This window comes from Bacillus sp. FSL E2-8868 (assembly GCF_038005505.1).
Classification (GTDB): domain Bacteria; phylum Bacillota; class Bacilli; order Bacillales; family Bacillaceae_G; genus Bacillus_A; species Bacillus_A mycoides.
In genome coordinates this window covers 698,078-714,504 of the sequence record NZ_JBBOTI010000003.1, presented here as the reverse complement: position 1 = coordinate 714,504, position 16,427 = coordinate 698,078, and the positions used below count along the sequence as shown (strand labels likewise).

Sequence of the window (16,427 nt, the reverse complement as noted above, 5' to 3'; positions counted from 1 at the left end):
TTAAAAATATATGGTGGAGGATGACGGGATCGAACCGCCGACCCCCTGCTTGTAAGGCAGGTGCTCTCCCAGCTGAGCTAATCCTCCAAAAGTGGTGACCCGTACGGGATTCGAACCCGTGTTACCGCCGTGAAAGGGCGGTGTCTTAACCACTTGACCAACGGGCCAAAAAAAAAACAAAACTTTTCCCAAGCTTCCAACCGGGCTTGAACCGGTGACCTCTTCCTTACCATGGAAGTACTCTACCAGCTGAGCTATGGAAGCATAATGGCTCCGCAGGTAGGAATCGAACCTACGACCGATCGGTTAACAGCCGATAGCTCTACCGCTGAGCTACTGCGGAATAATATAAGCCTGGCAACGTCCTACTCTCACAGGGACAAGGTCCCAACTACCATCGGCGCTAGAGAGCTTAACTTCCGTGTTCGGTATGGGAACGGGTGTGACCTCTCTGCCATCATTACCAGACTTTTATCATTATACACATTCTTTTGAGAATGTCCAAAGGAATTTTAAATATATATTCCTTCAAAACTAGATAACATTAGCTTCATATTATATGGTTAAGTCCTCGATCTATTAGGGATTCGTCAGCCCATGCCGTACTCATGCTTCCACCTGAACGTATCAACTTGATCATCTTTCAGGGATCTTACTAGCTTACGCTATGGGAAATCTCTGCCTTGAGGGGGCTTCATGCTGATGCTTTCAGTATACCTATCCCTTCCGCACATAGCCACTCCAGCTATGCCCTTGCAGAATAATCGGTACACCAGCGGTGCGTCCATCCCGTCCTCTGCAAGTACTAAGGACAGCCTTCCAAATTTCCTGCGCCCACGACGGATAGGGACTGAACTGTCTCATACGACGTTCTGAACCCAGCTCGCGTACCGCTTTAATGGGCGAACAGCCCAACCCCGGGGACCGCATCTCTACACAGCCCCAGGATGTGATGAGCCGACATCGAGGTGCCAAACCTCCCCGTCGATGTGGACTTGGGGGAGATAAGCCTGTTATCCCCGTATTATCCGTTGAGCGATACTCTTCCATGCGGAACCACCGGATCACTAAGCCTGACTTTCGTCCCTGCTCATCTGTAGTTCCCGCAGTCAAGCTCCCCATGCCTTTGCACTCTACGAATGATTTCCAACCATTCTGAGGAAACCTTTTGGGCGCCTCCGTTACACTTTAGGAGGCGACCGCCCCAGTCAAACCGCCCACCTGACGACTAAGTTCCCCGGGTCGATGAGACCCGTAGGTTAGAATTTCAATACAGTCAGGGCGGTATCCCACCAGCGCCTCCACCAGCTAGCGCTCCGGTTTCAATGGCTCCCGCCTATCCCAGCCAAACTGTACCAAAATTCACACGGCTACAGTAAAGCCTCCACAAGTCTTTCCGTCCTTGTCGCGGGTAACCTGCATCTTCACAGGTACTAATTTCACCGAGCTCTGGGTTGGGGAGGACAGTGCCCAAATCGTTACACCTGTGCGGGTCGGAACTTACCCGACAAGGAATTTCGCTAAATTTAGGACCGTTATAGTTACGGCCGCCGTTTACTGGGCTTCAGTTCAGAGCCGTTTACGCTAACCCCTCTCCCTAACCTTTCCAGCACCGGGCAGGTGTCAGCCCCTATACTTGCCTTTACGGCTTCGCAGAGACCTGTGTTTTTGCTAAAACAGCTCTGGGGCCTATTCACTGCGGCTTTCCGTTACAGCACCCTTTCTCCCGAAGTTACGGGGTCATTTTGCCGAGTTCCTTAACCAGAGTTCTCTCGCACACCTTGTATCTCTCTCCTCGCCTACCTGTGTCGGTTTGCGGTACAGGTGCTAAGTACCTTTTATCTCGCTACAGAGCTTTTCTTGGCAGCGAATCAAAGACTTGCCCATAAGGAGCTTCCCATCACAGCTCAGCCTTCAGCTGATAAGCGGATTTGCCTACTTACTCAGCCTAACTGCTTGACGTGTTAGCCAACCAATCGCACGCTTCTTCAGTCCTTCTGCGTCCCTCCATTGCTCAAACGATAAAGAGGTGGCACAGGAATATCAACCTGTTGTCCATCGCCTACGCCTGCTCACTTCCCGGCCAGTCTCGACTAACCCTGAGCGGACGAGCCTTCCTCAGAAACCTTAGGCATCTGGCAGGTGGACGGGATTCTCACCTGTCTTTCGCTACTCATACCGGCATCTTCACTTCTAAGCGCTCCACCAGTCCTTCCGGTCTGACTTCACGTACCCTAGAATCGCTCCTCACTTCACTGATACCATTGGTATCAATTCGCAGCTTCGGTGGTGTATTTAGCCCCGGGTATTTTCGGCGCAGAGTCACTCGACTAGTGAGCTATTACGTACTTTAAATGCAGTGGCTGCTTCTGAGCCAACATCCTAAAGGCTCCGCCAACCCACATCCTTTTCCACTTACTTCACACTTGGGACCTTAGCTGGCGATCTGGGCCGTTTCCTTGACTACAATCTTATCACTCGCAGTCTGACTCCTAAGGATAAGTCATTGGCATTCGGAGTTTGGACTGAATTCGGTAATCCGATGAGGACCCCTAGTTCAATCAGTGCTCTACCTCCAAGACTTTACACTTAAGGCTAGCCCTAAAGCTATTTCGGGGAGAACCAGCCAGCCCCAGGTTCGATTGAATTCTCCGCTACCCACACCTCATCCCCTGCGTACCCTTTTCAACGCGGGTTCTACCTTATCCAGTGTTACCTGAACTTCACCCTGACATGGGTAGATTCCGTTTTTCGGGCCTTACGACCACGTACTAAACGCCCTATTCAGACTCGCTTTCGCTGCGGCTCCGCCTCTTCAGCTTAACCTTGCACGGGATCGTAACTCGCCGTAGTTCATCTTTAAGGCACGCCATCACCCATTAACGGGCTCGACTATTTGTAGGCACATCGTTTCAGGATCTCTTTCACTTTCCGGGGTGCTTTTCACCTTCACGGAAATTGGTTCACTATCGATCACTAGGAGTATTTAGCCTTGGGAGATGGTCCTCCCAGATCTGACGGAATTTCACGTGTTCCGCCGTACTCAGGATACATTCAAGAGAGAACGAAGTTTCGAATTACGGGGTTATTACCCTCTGTGACGGACCTTTCCAGGTCGCTTCGTCTACCTCGTTCCTTTGTAACCTCCGCATAGAATGGTTCCCATAACCCCAAGAGTGCTTCTTGGTTTAAGCCAGATTCCGTTTCGCTCGCCGCTACTCAGGAAATCGCATTTGCTTTCTTCCAGGTACTTGATAATTAGCTTCAATGCTGTCTTCCATACCCTATGTATTCACAAAAGGATACCATACCATTACGGTAGTGGGTTTCCCCATTCCGGAAATCTTCGGATCAAAGCCATTTACAAGCTCCCTGAAGCATATCTATGCGGTCCCGTCCTTCATCGACTCCTAGTGCTGCGCATCCACCGTGCGCCCTTCTAACTTGAATCAAACTAAAATAAAAACAGTGAAATAACAATTGCGTCTAGTTTTCAAAGAACATACGATTAAACTTGAGAGATAGTTCTCTAAAACTGAACGAAACAAAACAAGTCGATGTTTATTACGAACTGCGTTCATCACCTCCATAGTGAGGTGATCCAGCCGCACCTTCCGATACGGCTACCTTGTTACGACTTCACCTAATCATCTGTCCCACCTTAGGCGGCTGGCTCCATAGCGGTTACCCCACTGACTTTCCTGGGTGTTGCAACTCTTCGTGGTGTGATTTGGTGGTGTGTATACGCTCTTGGGAACGAGCGGATTCAATCGCGGCATGCTGATCCGCGATTACTAGCGATTCCAGCTTCATGTAGGCGTAGTTGCAGCCCCAAGCAATCCGAACTGAGAACGGTTTTATGAGATTAGCTCACCGTGTCTTGCAGTTTTTTAAATGTCCATTGTAGCATGTGTGTAGCCCAGGCCAGCAAGGGCATGATGATTTCGACGTCATCCCCACCTTCCTCCGGTTTGTCACCGGCAGTCACTCTTAGAGTGCCCAACTTAATGATGGCAACTAAGATCAAGGGTTGCGCTCGTCAGGTGGACCTCCAACCCAAACATCTCACGACACGAGCTGACGACAACCATGCACCACCTGTCACTCTGCTCCCGAAGGAGAAGCTCTATCTCTAGAGTTTTCAGAGGATGTCAAGACTTGGTAAGGTTCTTTCAGGCGGTTTCTTGAATTTCAAATCCATATAAGCCCACTGCCAAGAAAAATTTCCCGTCAATTCCTTTTGAGTTTCAGCCTTGTTACCAAAATTCCCCAGGCGGAGTGCTTAATGCGTTAACTTCAGCACTAAAGGGCGGAAACCCTCAGCCACTTAGCACTCATCGTTTACGGCGTGGACTACCAGGGTATCTAACTTGTTTGCTCCCCACGCTTTCTTCGCGCCTCAGTGTCAGTTAAGACCAGAAAGTCGCCTTCGCCAATGGTGTTCCTCCATATCTCTACGCATTTCACCGCCGCTACGCGGAATTCATCTCTCTCGCACTCAAGTCTCCCAGTTTCCAATGACCCTCCACGGTTGAGCCGTGGGCTTTCACATCAGACTTAAGAAACCACCGCGCGCGCTTGCCGCCCAATAATTCCGGGATAACGCTTGCCACCTACGTAGCTACCGCGGCTGCTGGCACGTAGTTAGCCGGCTTCGTTGCACGTCAGCGCCAGCTTATTCAACTAGCAATTTCGTTCTTCCTTTAACAACAGAGTTTTACGACCCGAAAGCCTTCATCACTCACGCGGTGCTGTTCCGTCAGACTTTCGTCCATTGCGGAAGATTCCCTACCGCTGCCTCCTGTAGGAGTCTGTACTGCCCCAGTCCCAGTGCACGATCCTGCTCCTCTTCAGGTCGCTTACGCGTTCGTCGCCTTGCGAGCCGCTACCTCACCAACTGGGCCACTCCTGACGCGGGTCCATCCATAAGAATAAATGAAGCCGCCTTTCAATTTCGAACTATGCAGCCCAAAATATTATCCGGTATTAGCCCCGGGTTTCCTGAAAGCCATCCCAGTCTTATGGGTAAGTTACCCACGTGTTGCTCAATTCGTCCGCCGCTAACTTCATAAGAGTAAGCTCTAACTATCTTCGCCTGACTTGCATGTAATAGGCACGCCGCCAGCGTTCATCCTGAGCCAGGATCAAACTCTCCAATAAAGTTAGTTTGTCTAAGTAGCATCTAAAAATAAAAATTGACGTTTACGTTGTTTGTTTCGTTCAGTTTTCAAGAATCCATTTAGTCGCCTATTTGCGACTTCCTTATGTTAACATCTTCATTTTTCGATGTCAACTAAGTTTTTTAATTTCTTTTTTGTCGTTTTCTGCGTTTCTGCATCAGCGACGTTTATTAATTTATCATATCCTTACTCTTAGCGTCAACACTTTTTAATAAAAAATTCTTTTTCTTACATAACGAATACATTCTTCCCTATTAGCAACTCTCCGAAATAAACAAAAAATGATTTTATACCTTTCTTCCATCGCCTTTTTTACAACGCTATGTATACGCTCATCTTCAAAATCAAATAAAAGTTCCTCTAACTCTCTCTTCAGTATGTATTCCATTTCTTTTTTCTCTTCCTTCGTCAACATAATCCCAAGCAAATTATCACCTCAATAACTCCTTACGTGTACCGATAAACGCCCCACTCATTTTCAATTATCAATAATGTATCACCAAAAACAAAATTCTATCACTCATTATATCCACCACTTACGATATTAATCCCTTGTTCTCTTTTTTAATTTTAAAGCATATATGTAACTGAAAAGGATTGGACAAAGGGGCGTAATATTATGTTTTTCTTTTTTATTACGAGTAAAAGAACATTTAAACACATTAGCTTAATAGTCGTACTTTCCTTATTTACAGCATGGCTACTCTTTTTAAAAACATATTCACATGAATCTGCTTTTTCAACTGCTACTGGCCCTAAAGTGATTTACAAAGGGGACACTGCAAAAAAACAAGTTGCATTCACGTTTGACATTAGCTGGGGGGACAAAAAAGCTATTCCAATCCTTAATACACTCAAAGAAAGAGAAATTAAGAATGCAACCTTCTTTCTCTCTGCTGCATGGGCTGAAAGACACCCTGATATTGTCGAACGCATCATGAAAGATGGACATGAGATTGGTAGTATGGGCTATAATTACACATCCTACACTTCACTAGAAGCAAATGAAATACGACGAGATCTTTTGCGGGCACAAGATGTTTTTACGAAACTTGGCGTAAAACAAGTCAAGCTATTACGTCCACCTAGTGGCGATTTTAACAAAACAACTCTTAAAATAGCGGAATCACTCGGATACACCATCGTTCATTGGAGTAACAATTCAAATGACTGGAAAAATCCCGGCGTAAATAAAATCATTTCCACAGTCTCTAGCAATTTAAAGGGTGGAGATATCGTCTTATTACATGCTTCTGATTCTGCCCTTCAAACAAATAAGGCTTTACCATTACTCTTACAAAAATTAAAGAGCGACGGATATGAACAAACATCTGTATCACAACTTATTTCCAACACAAGTACAAAAAGTGAAGATATTAAGTAGTTCCTTTCTACACGGTCCTTCACACATAAAAAGCTCTGCTATCTTTTGTTAAGATAGCAGAGCTTTTTTATACTAGCATTTACAGACGATAAGAATCTGGATAATTAAAAATCCACTCTCCTCATTAAGCTGACTTACTCTTTTGTCCAATTAAACGATGCAATACAAGTAACTGATATGAATTACATAATAAAAGTGGTATCACCATTAAATATAACCAATCTGTATCATTAATCCGGAGCGCTGGTACCCATTCAAGAATTGTTACAACAACCATAAAGAACAGAGCGGGAACAAATGCTTTTTTATTCGTTTCTTTACTCTTTATATAAGCAACAATTGCCCCAAACACAAATAACATCCCAGCAACAAGTATGTTATTCCCTAATGAAACTTCCCCATTTGCAACAAGTACTGACCTTAAATAAACGAAATCAAATAATACGAACGCAATAAAGAACAGTTGCACTGTATTCCATAAAGAAGATGACCGAAACATCCCTAATCCAAAACGATGGATCGTTAAATACGCAAAGAACCCCATTTGACTTATAACACTAAAAATAAACCCTACGCCCATCAACCAAAAGGAAATTGCTAAAATTTCTTTTCCGTCGAAATTTTGAAAAAATTTAGCGTACTTGTCCCACTCTAAAACAAAACCAATAAAGACTGTGCTAATCCCACCAAGAAACAACGTCGTAAAAAATAGTCGTACCCACTTGCGGCTATTCACAACACATCCCCCATTATTCTTATATTTCTAATTAAATTGTAACAATGACAATTTCAAAAAGCTAGCCATGTTAATGTATAAATTCCTTAAAGAGATTTATATTAAAAAAAGAGAACTTTGCTGAAAGGAGCTCCAACTTATGAAACGGATGCTGCTCGTTTTGATTTCTTCTTTTCTATTTATAGCACTAGCGGCATGTGCACAAGAAAAAGAAGCAAAATCCGAACTTGATTATGATCAAACAAAAAAAATGATTGTTGATATTTTAAAAACCGATCAAGGAAAAAAAGCGATCCAAGATGTATTAACTGATGAAAAAATGAAACAAGCACTCATACTAGATGAAACAGTAGTAAAGAAAACGATTGAAGATGCACTGGTATCTGAAAAAGGGCAACAATTCTGGGAAAAGCTCTTTAAAGACCCTGAGTTCTCATCGAAATTTGCTAAAAGTATGGGAAAAGAACAAACAAACTTAATGAAAACTTTACTAAAAGATCCTGAATACCAATCAGGTGTTATAGAGATTATGAAAAATCCTGAAGTAGAGAAAATCATGTTACAAACAATGAAGAGTAAAGAATATCGTCAATATTTACAGCAAGTACTAACTGAAACTGCCGAAAGTCCTCTCTTCCAAGCTAAGATGATTGACATCATTAGTAAAGGTGTACAAAAAGCCGAAAAAGGCGGGTCTGATAAGAAAGGCGCAGGTGGTGAAGGCGGTTCTCAAGATGGGAACAAAGAACAATAATAAAAATTATAGTAATGAGTGGACAATGTATATATTGTCCACTCATTACTACTTTAGTTTTGCGCGACAGCTGTTTTATCAATAACTGTCTCAGCTATCGTACGATAAATGAGACCCGTTGTATGTGTATCTTCATATACTGACGGCGCAAAGTCCTCTTTATTCCAATCAGGTTGTTGAAGTGGAATTCGGCCAAGTATATCCGTTTGGAGTTCCGTAGCCAATTTATCTCCTCCACCTCTTCCAAACACATACTCTTTTTCACCAGTTGCTTTACTTTCAAAATACGCCATATTTTCAACAACACCAAGAATACTATGTTCTGTACGTAAAGCCATGGCTCCAGCGCGCGCTGCTACAAATGCCGCTGTTGGATGCGGCGTTGTTACAATAATCTCTTTACAAGCCGGCAACATCGAATGTACATCTAAAGCAACATCACCCGTACCTGGTGGTAGGTCCAATACTAAGTAATCTAAATCACCCCACTCTACTTCTGTGAAAAAGTGATTTAACATTTTCCCAAGCATCGGTCCTCTCCAAATAACAGGTGCGTTATCTTCTACAAAAAATCCCATTGAGATTACTTTCACGCCTAGACGCTCCACTGGTATTATCTTATCACCTCTTACGATTGGACGTTTTTCTATACCCATCATATCCGGTACACTAAAACCGTAAATATCCGCGTCGATGATACCAACCTTTTTGCCTAAACGAGCTAAAGCAATTGCAAGGTTAACAGAAACAGTTGATTTCCCTACTCCACCTTTTCCACTTGCCACTGCTAAAAATGTTGTATTTGAGTTCGGTGATAATAAGGATTCACTTTTCTCTTCCTCTTGCGGTGGTGCAAACTGAGCTAATTCCTCTTCTGTAAATTCTGCAAAACGAAGTCCAACTGTTGTTGCTCCAAGTTCTTTTACTAACTTTACAATTCCAGACTGCAACTGCATTTGTTCCGCTGTACCCGTCTTTACAATTGCAATTTTAACACTTACATGTTCCTTCTCAGGCTTGACTGTCACCTCTTTAATTGCATTTGTTTCTTTTAACGTTTTATGTATAAACGGATCTACAATCCCTTCCAATGCTTCCACTACCTGCTCTTTTGTTACCATAATTAGCCCAGCCCCCTGTATGAAAAATAACGTATTGTTAATTAAATTTATCTATCTTTATTTTTGAAATAAATGCGTTTACATTTCCAGTATAACATATTTTCGGAAAACTTCGTTAACGAGAGAAACTCGAAAAAATCCTCCTTATTCTGGAGGATTTCCTTTTTCCGTAAAATAACGTAATATACCACGATATATTGCAGCAGCTACTTTTTGTTGGTATTTCTCCGAATTTAACATATATCTTTCATTCACATTCGATAAAAAGCCAGCCTCAATTAAAGCACCTGGTGTTTTAGCATACTTCAATAAATACACGTGAGGAATTGTTTTAGCAGAACGATTCGTATTTTCTAAGCTTGTTCTCAATTCAGCTTGTATAAATTTCGCAGCCCGTTCATTTTCAATCGAAGAACGATAGTAGAACGTTTGTGCGCCCTTAGATCCACTACTAGTTAGGGCATTTAAATGAATACTCGCAAAAAAGTCTACATCAGGCTTATTAATGATCTCAACACGCTTTTTTAAATCCTCTGCTTTACGTCTACTATATGACTTTGTATCTTTATTAGCTAAATCATAATCTCCTTCACGCGTTAAAATAACTAAAGCACCTTGTTCTTGTAAATAATCTTGTACCTTTTTTGTAATCTCAAGTGTAATATCTTTTTCTACAATATCCTTTCCACCAACAGCCCCTCCGTCTGGCCCACCATGCCCAGCATCTAGTACAATCACTTTCCCTGATAAGGGTAAATTCCAAGCTCGCCACGATTTTGTAATTTGAAATTCTTGTTTAACTAAAAAAAACAAAACAACCGCAGCGAGCGCAAAAGAGATAATTCGAATTCTCTTCATACCTTTCCTCCTCCAGCTAGTCCCTCTAATTACTTATATGGGACAAGAGGAAAGTTTATGCTTGTCTTAGTGTAGCTTTAATCGATATCTTCTTTCGCCTTTTTCATAGCCTTCCTGCCACCACAAGCCGATAAACTGCTGGCAAGATTCAAAAAGCAATTCCTCGTCTTGCAACTTAATTTCACGTATAGTCATACTCGTTAAAAATTGAAATAACGTTTCAGTTAATTGTTGTTCTTCTTCTAAAGCCCTATATTTCACATCAAAGAATGATTCGCCATGATAACCAAATTTACTGTATCTCGCTCCTAATAAATAAGATTCTATCCCTAGTTCAATGCAATAATCTTCATACTGACGATGAAGTTCTTGCATTTGAAAGGCATCACGAATATTTAAACGCAATGTTTTTAATGATAATTCTCGCAGCATCTTCCGCTCGTATTTTAACTGCTTTTCTTTTTGTTTTTCTTGTAAGCTGACAATGACATTCATAGTACTTATAAACCTCCCTAATACGTATTAGTCTAAACTTCTAAAGAAGAAGCATACGTAGGACGGTAGCACTAAAATATTCCAAGCTAAAAAAATTACAAAAGAAGAATTAAACATAAAAAAACCCCAACCAAAATGGTTGGGGTTTGTAGTTCGCAAAAATTAACGTTTTGAGAACTGAGGTGCACGACGTGCGCCTTTAAGACCGTATTTTTTACGCTCTTTCATACGTGCGTCACGAGTTAATAGACCCGCACGTTTTAATGTTAGACGGTATTCTGGATCAGCTTTTAATAAAGCGCGAGAAATACCGTGACGAATAGCACCAGCTTGACCAGTGTATCCACCACCATTTACGTTTACAAGTACATTGTAGTTACCTAAAGTTTCTGTTGCAACTAGAGGTTGTTTCACTACTTCACGTAATGCAGCAAATGGGATATAGTTTTCAAAATCACGACCGTTAATAATAACGCGTCCTTCGCCTGGAACTAGGCGTACGCGCGCTACTGAACTCTTACGACGTCCAGTGCCATAGTATTGAACCTGTGCCAAAGTAAGCCCTCCTTTAATTAATTATCCGCGAAGTTCGTAAACTTCTGGTTGTTGTGCTTGGTGTGGATGCTCTGCTCCAGCATACACGTTTAATTTCTTAGACACTTGACGTCCTAAACGTCCTTTTGGAAGCATGCCTTTAATTGCAAGCTCTAACATTTGTACAGGGTAGTTTGTACGCATTTCTAGAGCTGTTCTTTGCTTAAGTCCACCTGGGTGGTTAGTGTGACGGTAGTAAATTTTATCGTTTAATTTATTACCTGTTAAATGAATTTTCTCAGCGTTAATAATAATTACATGATCACCCGTGTCAACGTGTGGTGTAAATGTCGGTTTGTGTTTACCACGTAAAATGGATGCTACTTCAGTAGATAGGCGACCTAAAGTTTGACCTTCAGCATCAACCACATACCATTTACGCTCAACTTCGTTAGCTTTTGCCATAAAAGTCGTACGCATGTGTTTCCCTCCTCGTTATCTTTTCCATAGAAAAAATCTATTGTTTATCTTAAACACGATTTCCTTCCGGGGCTAATCGTGGTTTTAGAAACAATACCATATGTTATGATATACTTTTGAGTTTCTAATGTCAAGCAAATGTTACACCAGGATTAGTTGTTATAGTTTACCTGCCATAAGTAAAGTCCATGACCTGGAGCCATCTTTCCAGCAAACTGGCGATTTTGTTTCGCTAAAATCTCTGGAATACTATCCGGATCAAGCTTTCCTTGACCTACGCTAAGTAACGTACCAACAATAATTCTGACCATATTATATAAAAATCCATTACCTACAAAGCGAAAAATTAATTCATCGTCTTGCTCAATTAATTCGATTTCATAAATTGTTCGCACTTTATCTTTTTTGTCAGTTTTTGCCGAACAAAAAGAAGTAAAGTCATGCGTTCCAATAAAATAAGGAATCGCTTTTCTTATAGAGTTTATTTCGAGCGGATATGGATATTGATATACGTAATTTCTACGGAATACATCCGCAGTCTTTGATAATAATACACGATAGCGATATTCTTTTTTCTCGACACCGTAACGTGCATGAAATTCTTCTGTTTTCTTCTCTACCTGCCTGATAATAATATCATCCGGCAACATTGTATTTAAAGCATTACTCCATTGCCACTCTTCAAGAGACAAAGGTGTATCAAAGTGTATCACTTGTCCTTTGGCGTGAACGGTAGAATCCGTTCTGCCTGATGCCTGCACACGAACAAGTTCTCCTTTATGCAACTTCTGCAATGCTTTCTCTATTTCTTGTTGAACAGTCCGATGCTGTGGTTGAATTTGGTAACCACAAAAATGAATGCCATCATATGCAACTGTACATTTTATTCTTTCCATTTCTCTATTCTCCATTACGACCGCACCCATGCCAAAATACAAGCTAAACAAAGTAAGCTTACAATTGTTACTGTATCACTTATTTTCCAGCGTAGTTGCCTAAATTTAGTACGTCCTTCGCCACTTTTATATCCACGAGATTCCATCGCAATCGCTAAGTCCTCTGCACGCTTAAAAGCACTGATAAATAATGGAACGAGTAGTGAGATAATAGCTTTCATCCTATCTTTTATCGGTCCCCCGGCGAAATCAATGCCACGTGACGCTTGTGCTTTCATAATTTTACTCGTTTCATCCATTAATGTCGGGATAAAACGTAGTGAAATTGACATCATTAATGCGATTTCATGAACAGGAACTTTTATACGCTTGAACGGCTTTAATAACGTCTCCAACCCATCTGTAATTTCAATAGGTGTCGTCGTTAACGTTAATAATGTCGTCATTAAAATAATAACGAAGAATCGTATAGAAATGTATATCCCTTGCTCTAATCCTTTTTCATGTATCGAAAACCAACCAAGCTGGAATAGTACTTCCCCTTCTTTATTTGTAAAAATATGCAGGAAAAATGTAAAAAGAAAAATCCACAGAATTGGTTTTAAGCCCGAAAGTACATAACGAATCGGCACTTTTGCAAAAAATAAAGCAATGAGTGCATATAAAAATAAAAATCCATATGAAATCGCATTATTTGCTAAGAAAACAACAAATACATATAAAAAGACAATCAACAGCTTCGTACGAGGATCAAGTTGATGAATGAGTGACTGACCTGGAATATATCTCCCAATAATCAACTGCTGCATGATTCATGACCACCTTTTCGTAACACCTGTACAACTTCATGAGTAAGATCCTCTAAAGATAAGGTAGCCTTCGAAATTGAAATACCAAACTTCTCTTCAATTGCACGTTTATACTTTAAAGACATTGGAAGATCCACACCGATTTGTTCTAATTCATCAGCATATGAAAATACTTCCTCTGCTCTTCCTTGCAAAAAGACCGTTCCTTTATGCATGACCACTATTTGATCTGCATACTTAGCGGCATCCTCCATATTATGGGTAACAAGAATGACTGTAAGCCCCTGTTCCTTATGCAAATTGTAAAACATCTCCATGAGCTCGTGCTGTCCTTTTGGATCAAGCCCTGCTGTAGGTTCATCTAATACAAGCACTTCGGGTTCCATCGCTAGTACGCCTGCTATTGCAACACGCCTCATTTGCCCACCGCTTAATTCAAACGGAGAACGTGCTAATAACTCTATGTCCAATCCAACAAGCTGGATTGCATCTTTCGCCTTTTGTTTTGCCTCTTCTTCAGATACACCAAAATTAGTCGGTCCAAAACAAATATCCTTTTCAACTGTTTCTTCAAATAGTTGATGTTCTGGAAACTGAAAGACAACCCCTACTTTTTTTCGTAGCGGCTTAAGCTTTTTCTCTTTCTTCCCTGCTGAAATTAAATGTTCACCAATTTGAACCGTACCATTTGTCGGCTGCAATAAACCATTTAAATGTTGAATCATCGTCGACTTACCTGAACCAGTATGACCGATAATGGCATAATAGCCCCCACTTGGAAACGACACGTCTACATCATAAAGTGCGCGTCTTTCAAATGGAGTTTTATATTGATAACGATGTTCTACTTTTTGGAATGTAATCTCCAAAGTTCGTTCACCAAGCTTTCCATTGTAAGATGCGTATTTTGCAAGTGAATTTCATTTCTTTTTAATAATTCTGCTATTTTCACCGAAAAAGGTACATCTAATCCAATCTCTTGGAGCATATGAGAGGATTTGAAAATTTGCTCTGGAGTACCTTCCTCTAATATTTCTCCCTTGTTCAAAATAATAATACGGTCTGACTGTGCCGCTTCTTCTAAATCGTGCGTAATCGATAATACCGTAATACCCTTTTGATCAACAAGTTGTCTGACCGTTTCTACTACTTCACGTCTCCCCTGAGGATCTAACATTGAAGTTGCTTCATCTAGTATTAAAATAGATGGTTGAAGTGCTAGAACACCTGCTATTGCGACTCGCTGCTTTTGTCCACCAGATAACGAATGGGGTTCTTCATTTAAAAAATCTTCCATACGGACAAGTTGCAGAGCTTGTTCTAGTCTTTCTATCATCTGCTCCCTTGGCATTCCGATGTTCTCTAGGCCGAATACAACGTCATCTTGTACTGTCGTTCCAACAAATTGATTATCTGGATTTTGAAATACCATGCCAATTTGCTTTCGAACATCCCATACTGTTTCCTCTGATAAAATCATTGTATCATTTAAAGTAATTTTCCCTGATTCCGGTAAAAATAAGCCATTCAATAATTTTGCAAGTGTAGACTTCCCTGAACCATTTTGTCCAATAACAGATACCCATTCTCCTTCATATAAGGAAAACGAAACATCTTTTAATGCATAAGAGGCTGCCCCAGGATATTGAAATGATATATTTTCTGTCCGAAGTTTCTCTTTTTTCAATACAAGGCACCCTTTCTTTCGTCAAGTTAGCCTATTTTTATACTTAAAAAAAAAGGGCCATGACCAGTTACTTGAAAAGAACTGTCCTGCCCTTTTAATCATCATTATACTAACTCGATAATTACCATTGGTGCTGCGTCTCCGCGACGTGGACCAATTTTTGCAATACGAGTGTATCCGCCTTGGCGCTCAGCATAGCGTGGAGCTACATCAGCGAATAATTTTTGAAGTGCATCTTGACCAGTCTCAGCGTTAGCAACCTCATTACGGATGAAAGCTGCTGCTTGACGACGAGCATGAAGATCTCCGCGTTTACCTAAAGTGATCATTTTTTCCACTACAGAACGAAGTTCTTTTGCACGAGTTTCTGTCGTTTGGATGCGCTCGTTGATAATTAAATCAGTAGCTAAATCACGTAACATAGCTTTACGTTGCGCACTTGTACGGCCTAATTTTCTGTATGCCATTCGTAGTTCCCTCCTTTGTTGATGGGTTTAAATCCTCAGTCGTCTTTACGTAAACCTAAACCTAATTCCTCAAGTTTATGTTTAACTTCTTCTAAGGATTTACGTCCTAAGTTACGAACTTTCATCATATCTTCTTCTGTTTTGTTCGCAAGCTCTTGTACAGTATTAATTCCTGCACGTTTTAGGCAATTATAAGAACGAACAGAAAGATCTAGTTCTTCGATAGTCATCTCAAGAACTTTTTCTTTTTGATCTTCTTCCTTCTCGACCATAATCTCAGCATTTTGTGCTTCGTCAGTTAAACCAACAAAGATATTTAAATGCTCAGTTAAGATTTTGGCACCTAAAGAGATAGCTTCTTTTGGCCCGATGCTTCCATCCGTCCATACATCAAGCGTAAGCTTATCATAATTAGCCACTTGTCCGACACGTGTCTTTTCCACTTGGTAAGTCACACGTGATACTGGAGTATAAATAGAATCAATAGGAATTACTCCTATTGGTTGATCTTCGCTTTTATTTGCATCAGCTGGCGTATACCCACGGCCACGCTTTGCAGTTAAACGCATGCGGAAATGCGCATTTTTTGCTAACGTCGCAATGTGTAAATCTGGATTTAAGATTTCAACATCACTATCGTGAGTAATATCAGCAGCTGTGACAATACCTTCGCCCTGTACATCGATTTCCAACGTCTTCTCTTCATCAGAGTAGATTTTAAGAGCTAACTTTTTCAAGTTTAAGATCATCGTCGTAACGTCTTCTACTACGCCCTCAACTGTTGAAAATTCGTGTAAAACGCCATCGATTTGGATAGCAGTTACAGCGGCACCAGGGAGTGAGGATAAAAGAATACGACGTAAGGAGTTACCCAAAGTAGTACCATATCCACGCTCAAGCGGTTCAATCACGAATTTGCCATACTTAGCATCTTCGTTAAGTTCAACCGTTTCGATTTTCGGTTTTTCGATTTCAATCATTAACTAAACCCTCCTTCAAAACGTCGAAACCCCGGTTAAACAAAGG

At 41.3% G+C, this 16,427-nt stretch carries 15 protein-coding genes, 4 tRNA genes and 3 rRNA genes; 2 read left to right on the top strand and 20 right to left on the bottom strand.

Annotated features, from left to right (window positions below):
• Nucleotides 1–11: 11 nt before the first annotated feature.
• The 8 genes from NSS74_RS24795 to NSS74_RS24760 all read right to left on the bottom strand — a co-directional run bounded on the left by NSS74_RS24795 (nt 12) and on the right by NSS74_RS24760 (nt 5,607).
• Nucleotides 12–87: transfer RNA gene (locus tag NSS74_RS24795), tRNA-Val, on the bottom strand.
• A 5-nt stretch (nt 88–92) separates the two neighbouring features.
• Nucleotides 93–167: transfer RNA gene (locus tag NSS74_RS24790), tRNA-Glu, on the bottom strand.
• Nucleotides 168–191: 24 nt separating this feature from the next.
• Nucleotides 192–264: transfer RNA gene (locus tag NSS74_RS24785), tRNA-Thr, on the bottom strand.
• Nucleotides 265–268: 4 nt separating this feature from the next.
• Nucleotides 269–343 (bottom strand) — tRNA-Asn (locus NSS74_RS24780).
• A gap of 9 nt (nt 344–352) precedes the next feature.
• Nucleotides 353–468: ribosomal RNA gene (gene rrf / locus NSS74_RS24775) — 5S ribosomal RNA — on the bottom strand.
• A gap of 91 nt (nt 469–559) precedes the next feature.
• Nucleotides 560–3,451: ribosomal RNA gene (locus NSS74_RS24770) — 23S ribosomal RNA — on the bottom strand.
• A 138-nt stretch (nt 3,452–3,589) separates the two neighbouring features.
• Nucleotides 3,590–5,160 (bottom strand): 16S ribosomal RNA (locus NSS74_RS24765).
• Together the 16S, 23S and 5S rRNA genes with 4 tRNA genes alongside form the textbook arrangement of a ribosomal RNA operon.
• A 228-nt stretch (nt 5,161–5,388) precedes the next feature.
• On the bottom strand, nt 5,389–5,607 hold the full coding sequence (locus NSS74_RS24760; protein ID WP_002139933.1) for a hypothetical protein: 219 nt from the start codon (nt 5,605–5,607) through the stop codon (nt 5,389–5,391).
• A 192-nt stretch (nt 5,608–5,799) separates the two neighbouring features.
• Here NSS74_RS24760 and pdaB point away from each other — a divergent pair, with 192 nt between their 5' ends.
• Nucleotides 5,800–6,564 (top strand): polysaccharide deacetylase family sporulation protein PdaB, encoded by a 765-nt coding sequence (gene pdaB, locus NSS74_RS24755; RefSeq protein WP_002029332.1) that lies wholly within the window; start codon nt 5,800–5,802, stop codon nt 6,562–6,564.
• A 124-nt stretch (nt 6,565–6,688) separates the two neighbouring features.
• Here the strand turns inward: pdaB and kbaA are convergent, their stop codons facing one another.
• On the bottom strand, nt 6,689–7,300 hold the full coding sequence (kbaA, locus tag NSS74_RS24750) for a KinB signaling pathway activation protein KbaA (protein ID WP_002124701.1): 612 nt from the start codon (nt 7,298–7,300) through the stop codon (nt 6,689–6,691).
• A 139-nt stretch (nt 7,301–7,439) separates the two neighbouring features.
• Between kbaA and gerD the strand changes: the two genes are divergently transcribed.
• Entirely contained in the window at nt 7,440–8,054 is a 615-nt protein-coding gene (gerD, locus tag NSS74_RS24745) for a spore germination lipoprotein GerD (protein ID WP_002009716.1), read from the top strand.
• A 53-nt stretch (nt 8,055–8,107) separates the two neighbouring features.
• Here the strand turns inward: gerD and NSS74_RS24740 are convergent, their stop codons facing one another.
• The 11 genes from NSS74_RS24740 to NSS74_RS24690 form a co-directional block, all read right to left on the bottom strand.
• Nucleotides 8,108–9,175 carry an Mrp/NBP35 family ATP-binding protein gene (locus NSS74_RS24740; protein WP_002029334.1) on the bottom strand — a complete coding sequence of 356 codons (1,068 nt, stop codon included), beginning with the start codon at nt 9,173–9,175 and terminating at the stop codon, nt 8,108–8,110.
• Nucleotides 9,176–9,319: 144 nt separating this feature from the next.
• The gene (gene cwlD, locus NSS74_RS24735; protein WP_002009721.1) at nt 9,320–10,033 is read right to left on the bottom strand and encodes an N-acetylmuramoyl-L-alanine amidase CwlD; all 714 of its coding nucleotides are present in this window, start codon (nt 10,031–10,033) and stop codon (nt 9,320–9,322) included.
• Between the two features lie 66 nt (nt 10,034–10,099).
• Complete coding sequence (locus NSS74_RS24730) at nt 10,100–10,528, bottom strand: DUF2521 family protein (RefSeq protein WP_002029335.1); 429 nt, start codon at nt 10,526–10,528, stop codon at nt 10,100–10,102.
• Between the two features lie 162 nt (nt 10,529–10,690).
• A complete protein-coding gene (gene rpsI, locus NSS74_RS24725) occupies nt 10,691–11,083 on the bottom strand; it encodes a 30S ribosomal protein S9 (RefSeq protein WP_002009728.1) in 393 nt (130 codons plus the stop codon).
• A gap of 21 nt (nt 11,084–11,104) precedes the next feature.
• On the bottom strand, nt 11,105–11,542 hold the full coding sequence (gene rplM, locus NSS74_RS24720; RefSeq protein ID WP_002029337.1) for a 50S ribosomal protein L13: 438 nt from the start codon (nt 11,540–11,542) through the stop codon (nt 11,105–11,107).
• Between the two features lie 152 nt (nt 11,543–11,694).
• Nucleotides 11,695–12,438: a tRNA pseudouridine(38-40) synthase TruA gene (gene truA / locus NSS74_RS24715; RefSeq protein WP_002124694.1), complete on the bottom strand. Its 744-nt coding sequence runs from the start codon at nt 12,436–12,438 to the stop codon at nt 11,695–11,697.
• A 14-nt stretch (nt 12,439–12,452) separates the two neighbouring features.
• On the bottom strand, nt 12,453–13,247 hold the full coding sequence (locus NSS74_RS24710; protein WP_002124692.1) for an energy-coupling factor transporter transmembrane component T family protein: 795 nt from the start codon (nt 13,245–13,247) through the stop codon (nt 12,453–12,455).
• Complete coding sequence (locus NSS74_RS24705) at nt 13,235–14,116, bottom strand: energy-coupling factor ABC transporter ATP-binding protein (RefSeq protein WP_002124690.1); 882 nt, start codon at nt 14,114–14,116, stop codon at nt 13,235–13,237. Before NSS74_RS24705 ends, NSS74_RS24710 begins: the two co-directional genes overlap by 13 nt.
• Nucleotides 14,092–14,934: an energy-coupling factor ABC transporter ATP-binding protein gene (locus tag NSS74_RS24700; RefSeq protein ID WP_002009740.1), complete on the bottom strand. Its 843-nt coding sequence runs from the start codon at nt 14,932–14,934 to the stop codon at nt 14,092–14,094. The genes NSS74_RS24705 and NSS74_RS24700 overlap by 25 nt, the downstream gene beginning before the upstream one ends.
• A gap of 104 nt (nt 14,935–15,038) precedes the next feature.
• Nucleotides 15,039–15,401 carry a 50S ribosomal protein L17 gene (rplQ, locus tag NSS74_RS24695; RefSeq protein WP_000331490.1) on the bottom strand — a complete coding sequence of 121 codons (363 nt, stop codon included), beginning with the start codon at nt 15,399–15,401 and terminating at the stop codon, nt 15,039–15,041.
• Between the two features lie 35 nt (nt 15,402–15,436).
• On the bottom strand, nt 15,437–16,381 hold the full coding sequence (locus tag NSS74_RS24690) for a DNA-directed RNA polymerase subunit alpha (RefSeq protein WP_002029340.1): 945 nt from the start codon (nt 16,379–16,381) through the stop codon (nt 15,437–15,439).
• Nucleotides 16,382–16,427: the final 46 nt, after the last annotated feature.

What these genes read in the sequence shown, in the direction of transcription:
- pdaB (WP_002029332.1), top strand. Translation starts at nt 5,800, where the DNA reads ATGTTTTTCTTTTTTATTACGAGTAAAAGAACATTTAAACACATTAGC.
- gerD (WP_002009716.1), top strand. Translation starts at nt 7,440, where the DNA reads ATGAAACGGATGCTGCTCGTTTTGATTTCTTCTTTTCTATTTATAGCA.
- NSS74_RS24740 (WP_002029334.1), bottom strand. Translation starts at nt 9,175, where the DNA reads ATGGTAACAAAAGAGCAGGTAGTGGAAGCATTGGAAGGGATTGTAGAT.
- cwlD (WP_002009721.1), bottom strand. Translation starts at nt 10,033, where the DNA reads ATGAAGAGAATTCGAATTATCTCTTTTGCGCTCGCTGCGGTTGTTTTG.
- NSS74_RS24730 (WP_002029335.1), bottom strand. Translation starts at nt 10,528, where the DNA reads ATGAATGTCATTGTCAGCTTACAAGAAAAACAAAAAGAAAAGCAGTTA.
- rplM (WP_002029337.1), bottom strand. Translation starts at nt 11,542, where the DNA reads ATGCGTACGACTTTTATGGCAAAAGCTAACGAAGTTGAGCGTAAATGG.
- truA (WP_002124694.1), bottom strand. Translation starts at nt 12,438, where the DNA reads ATGGAAAGAATAAAATGTACAGTTGCATATGATGGCATTCATTTTTGT.
- NSS74_RS24710 (WP_002124692.1), bottom strand. Translation starts at nt 13,247, where the DNA reads ATGCAGCAGTTGATTATTGGGAGATATATTCCAGGTCAGTCACTCATT.
- rplQ (WP_000331490.1), bottom strand. Translation starts at nt 15,401, where the DNA reads ATGGCATACAGAAAATTAGGCCGTACAAGTGCGCAACGTAAAGCTATG.
- NSS74_RS24690 (WP_002029340.1), bottom strand. Translation starts at nt 16,381, where the DNA reads ATGATTGAAATCGAAAAACCGAAAATCGAAACGGTTGAACTTAACGAA.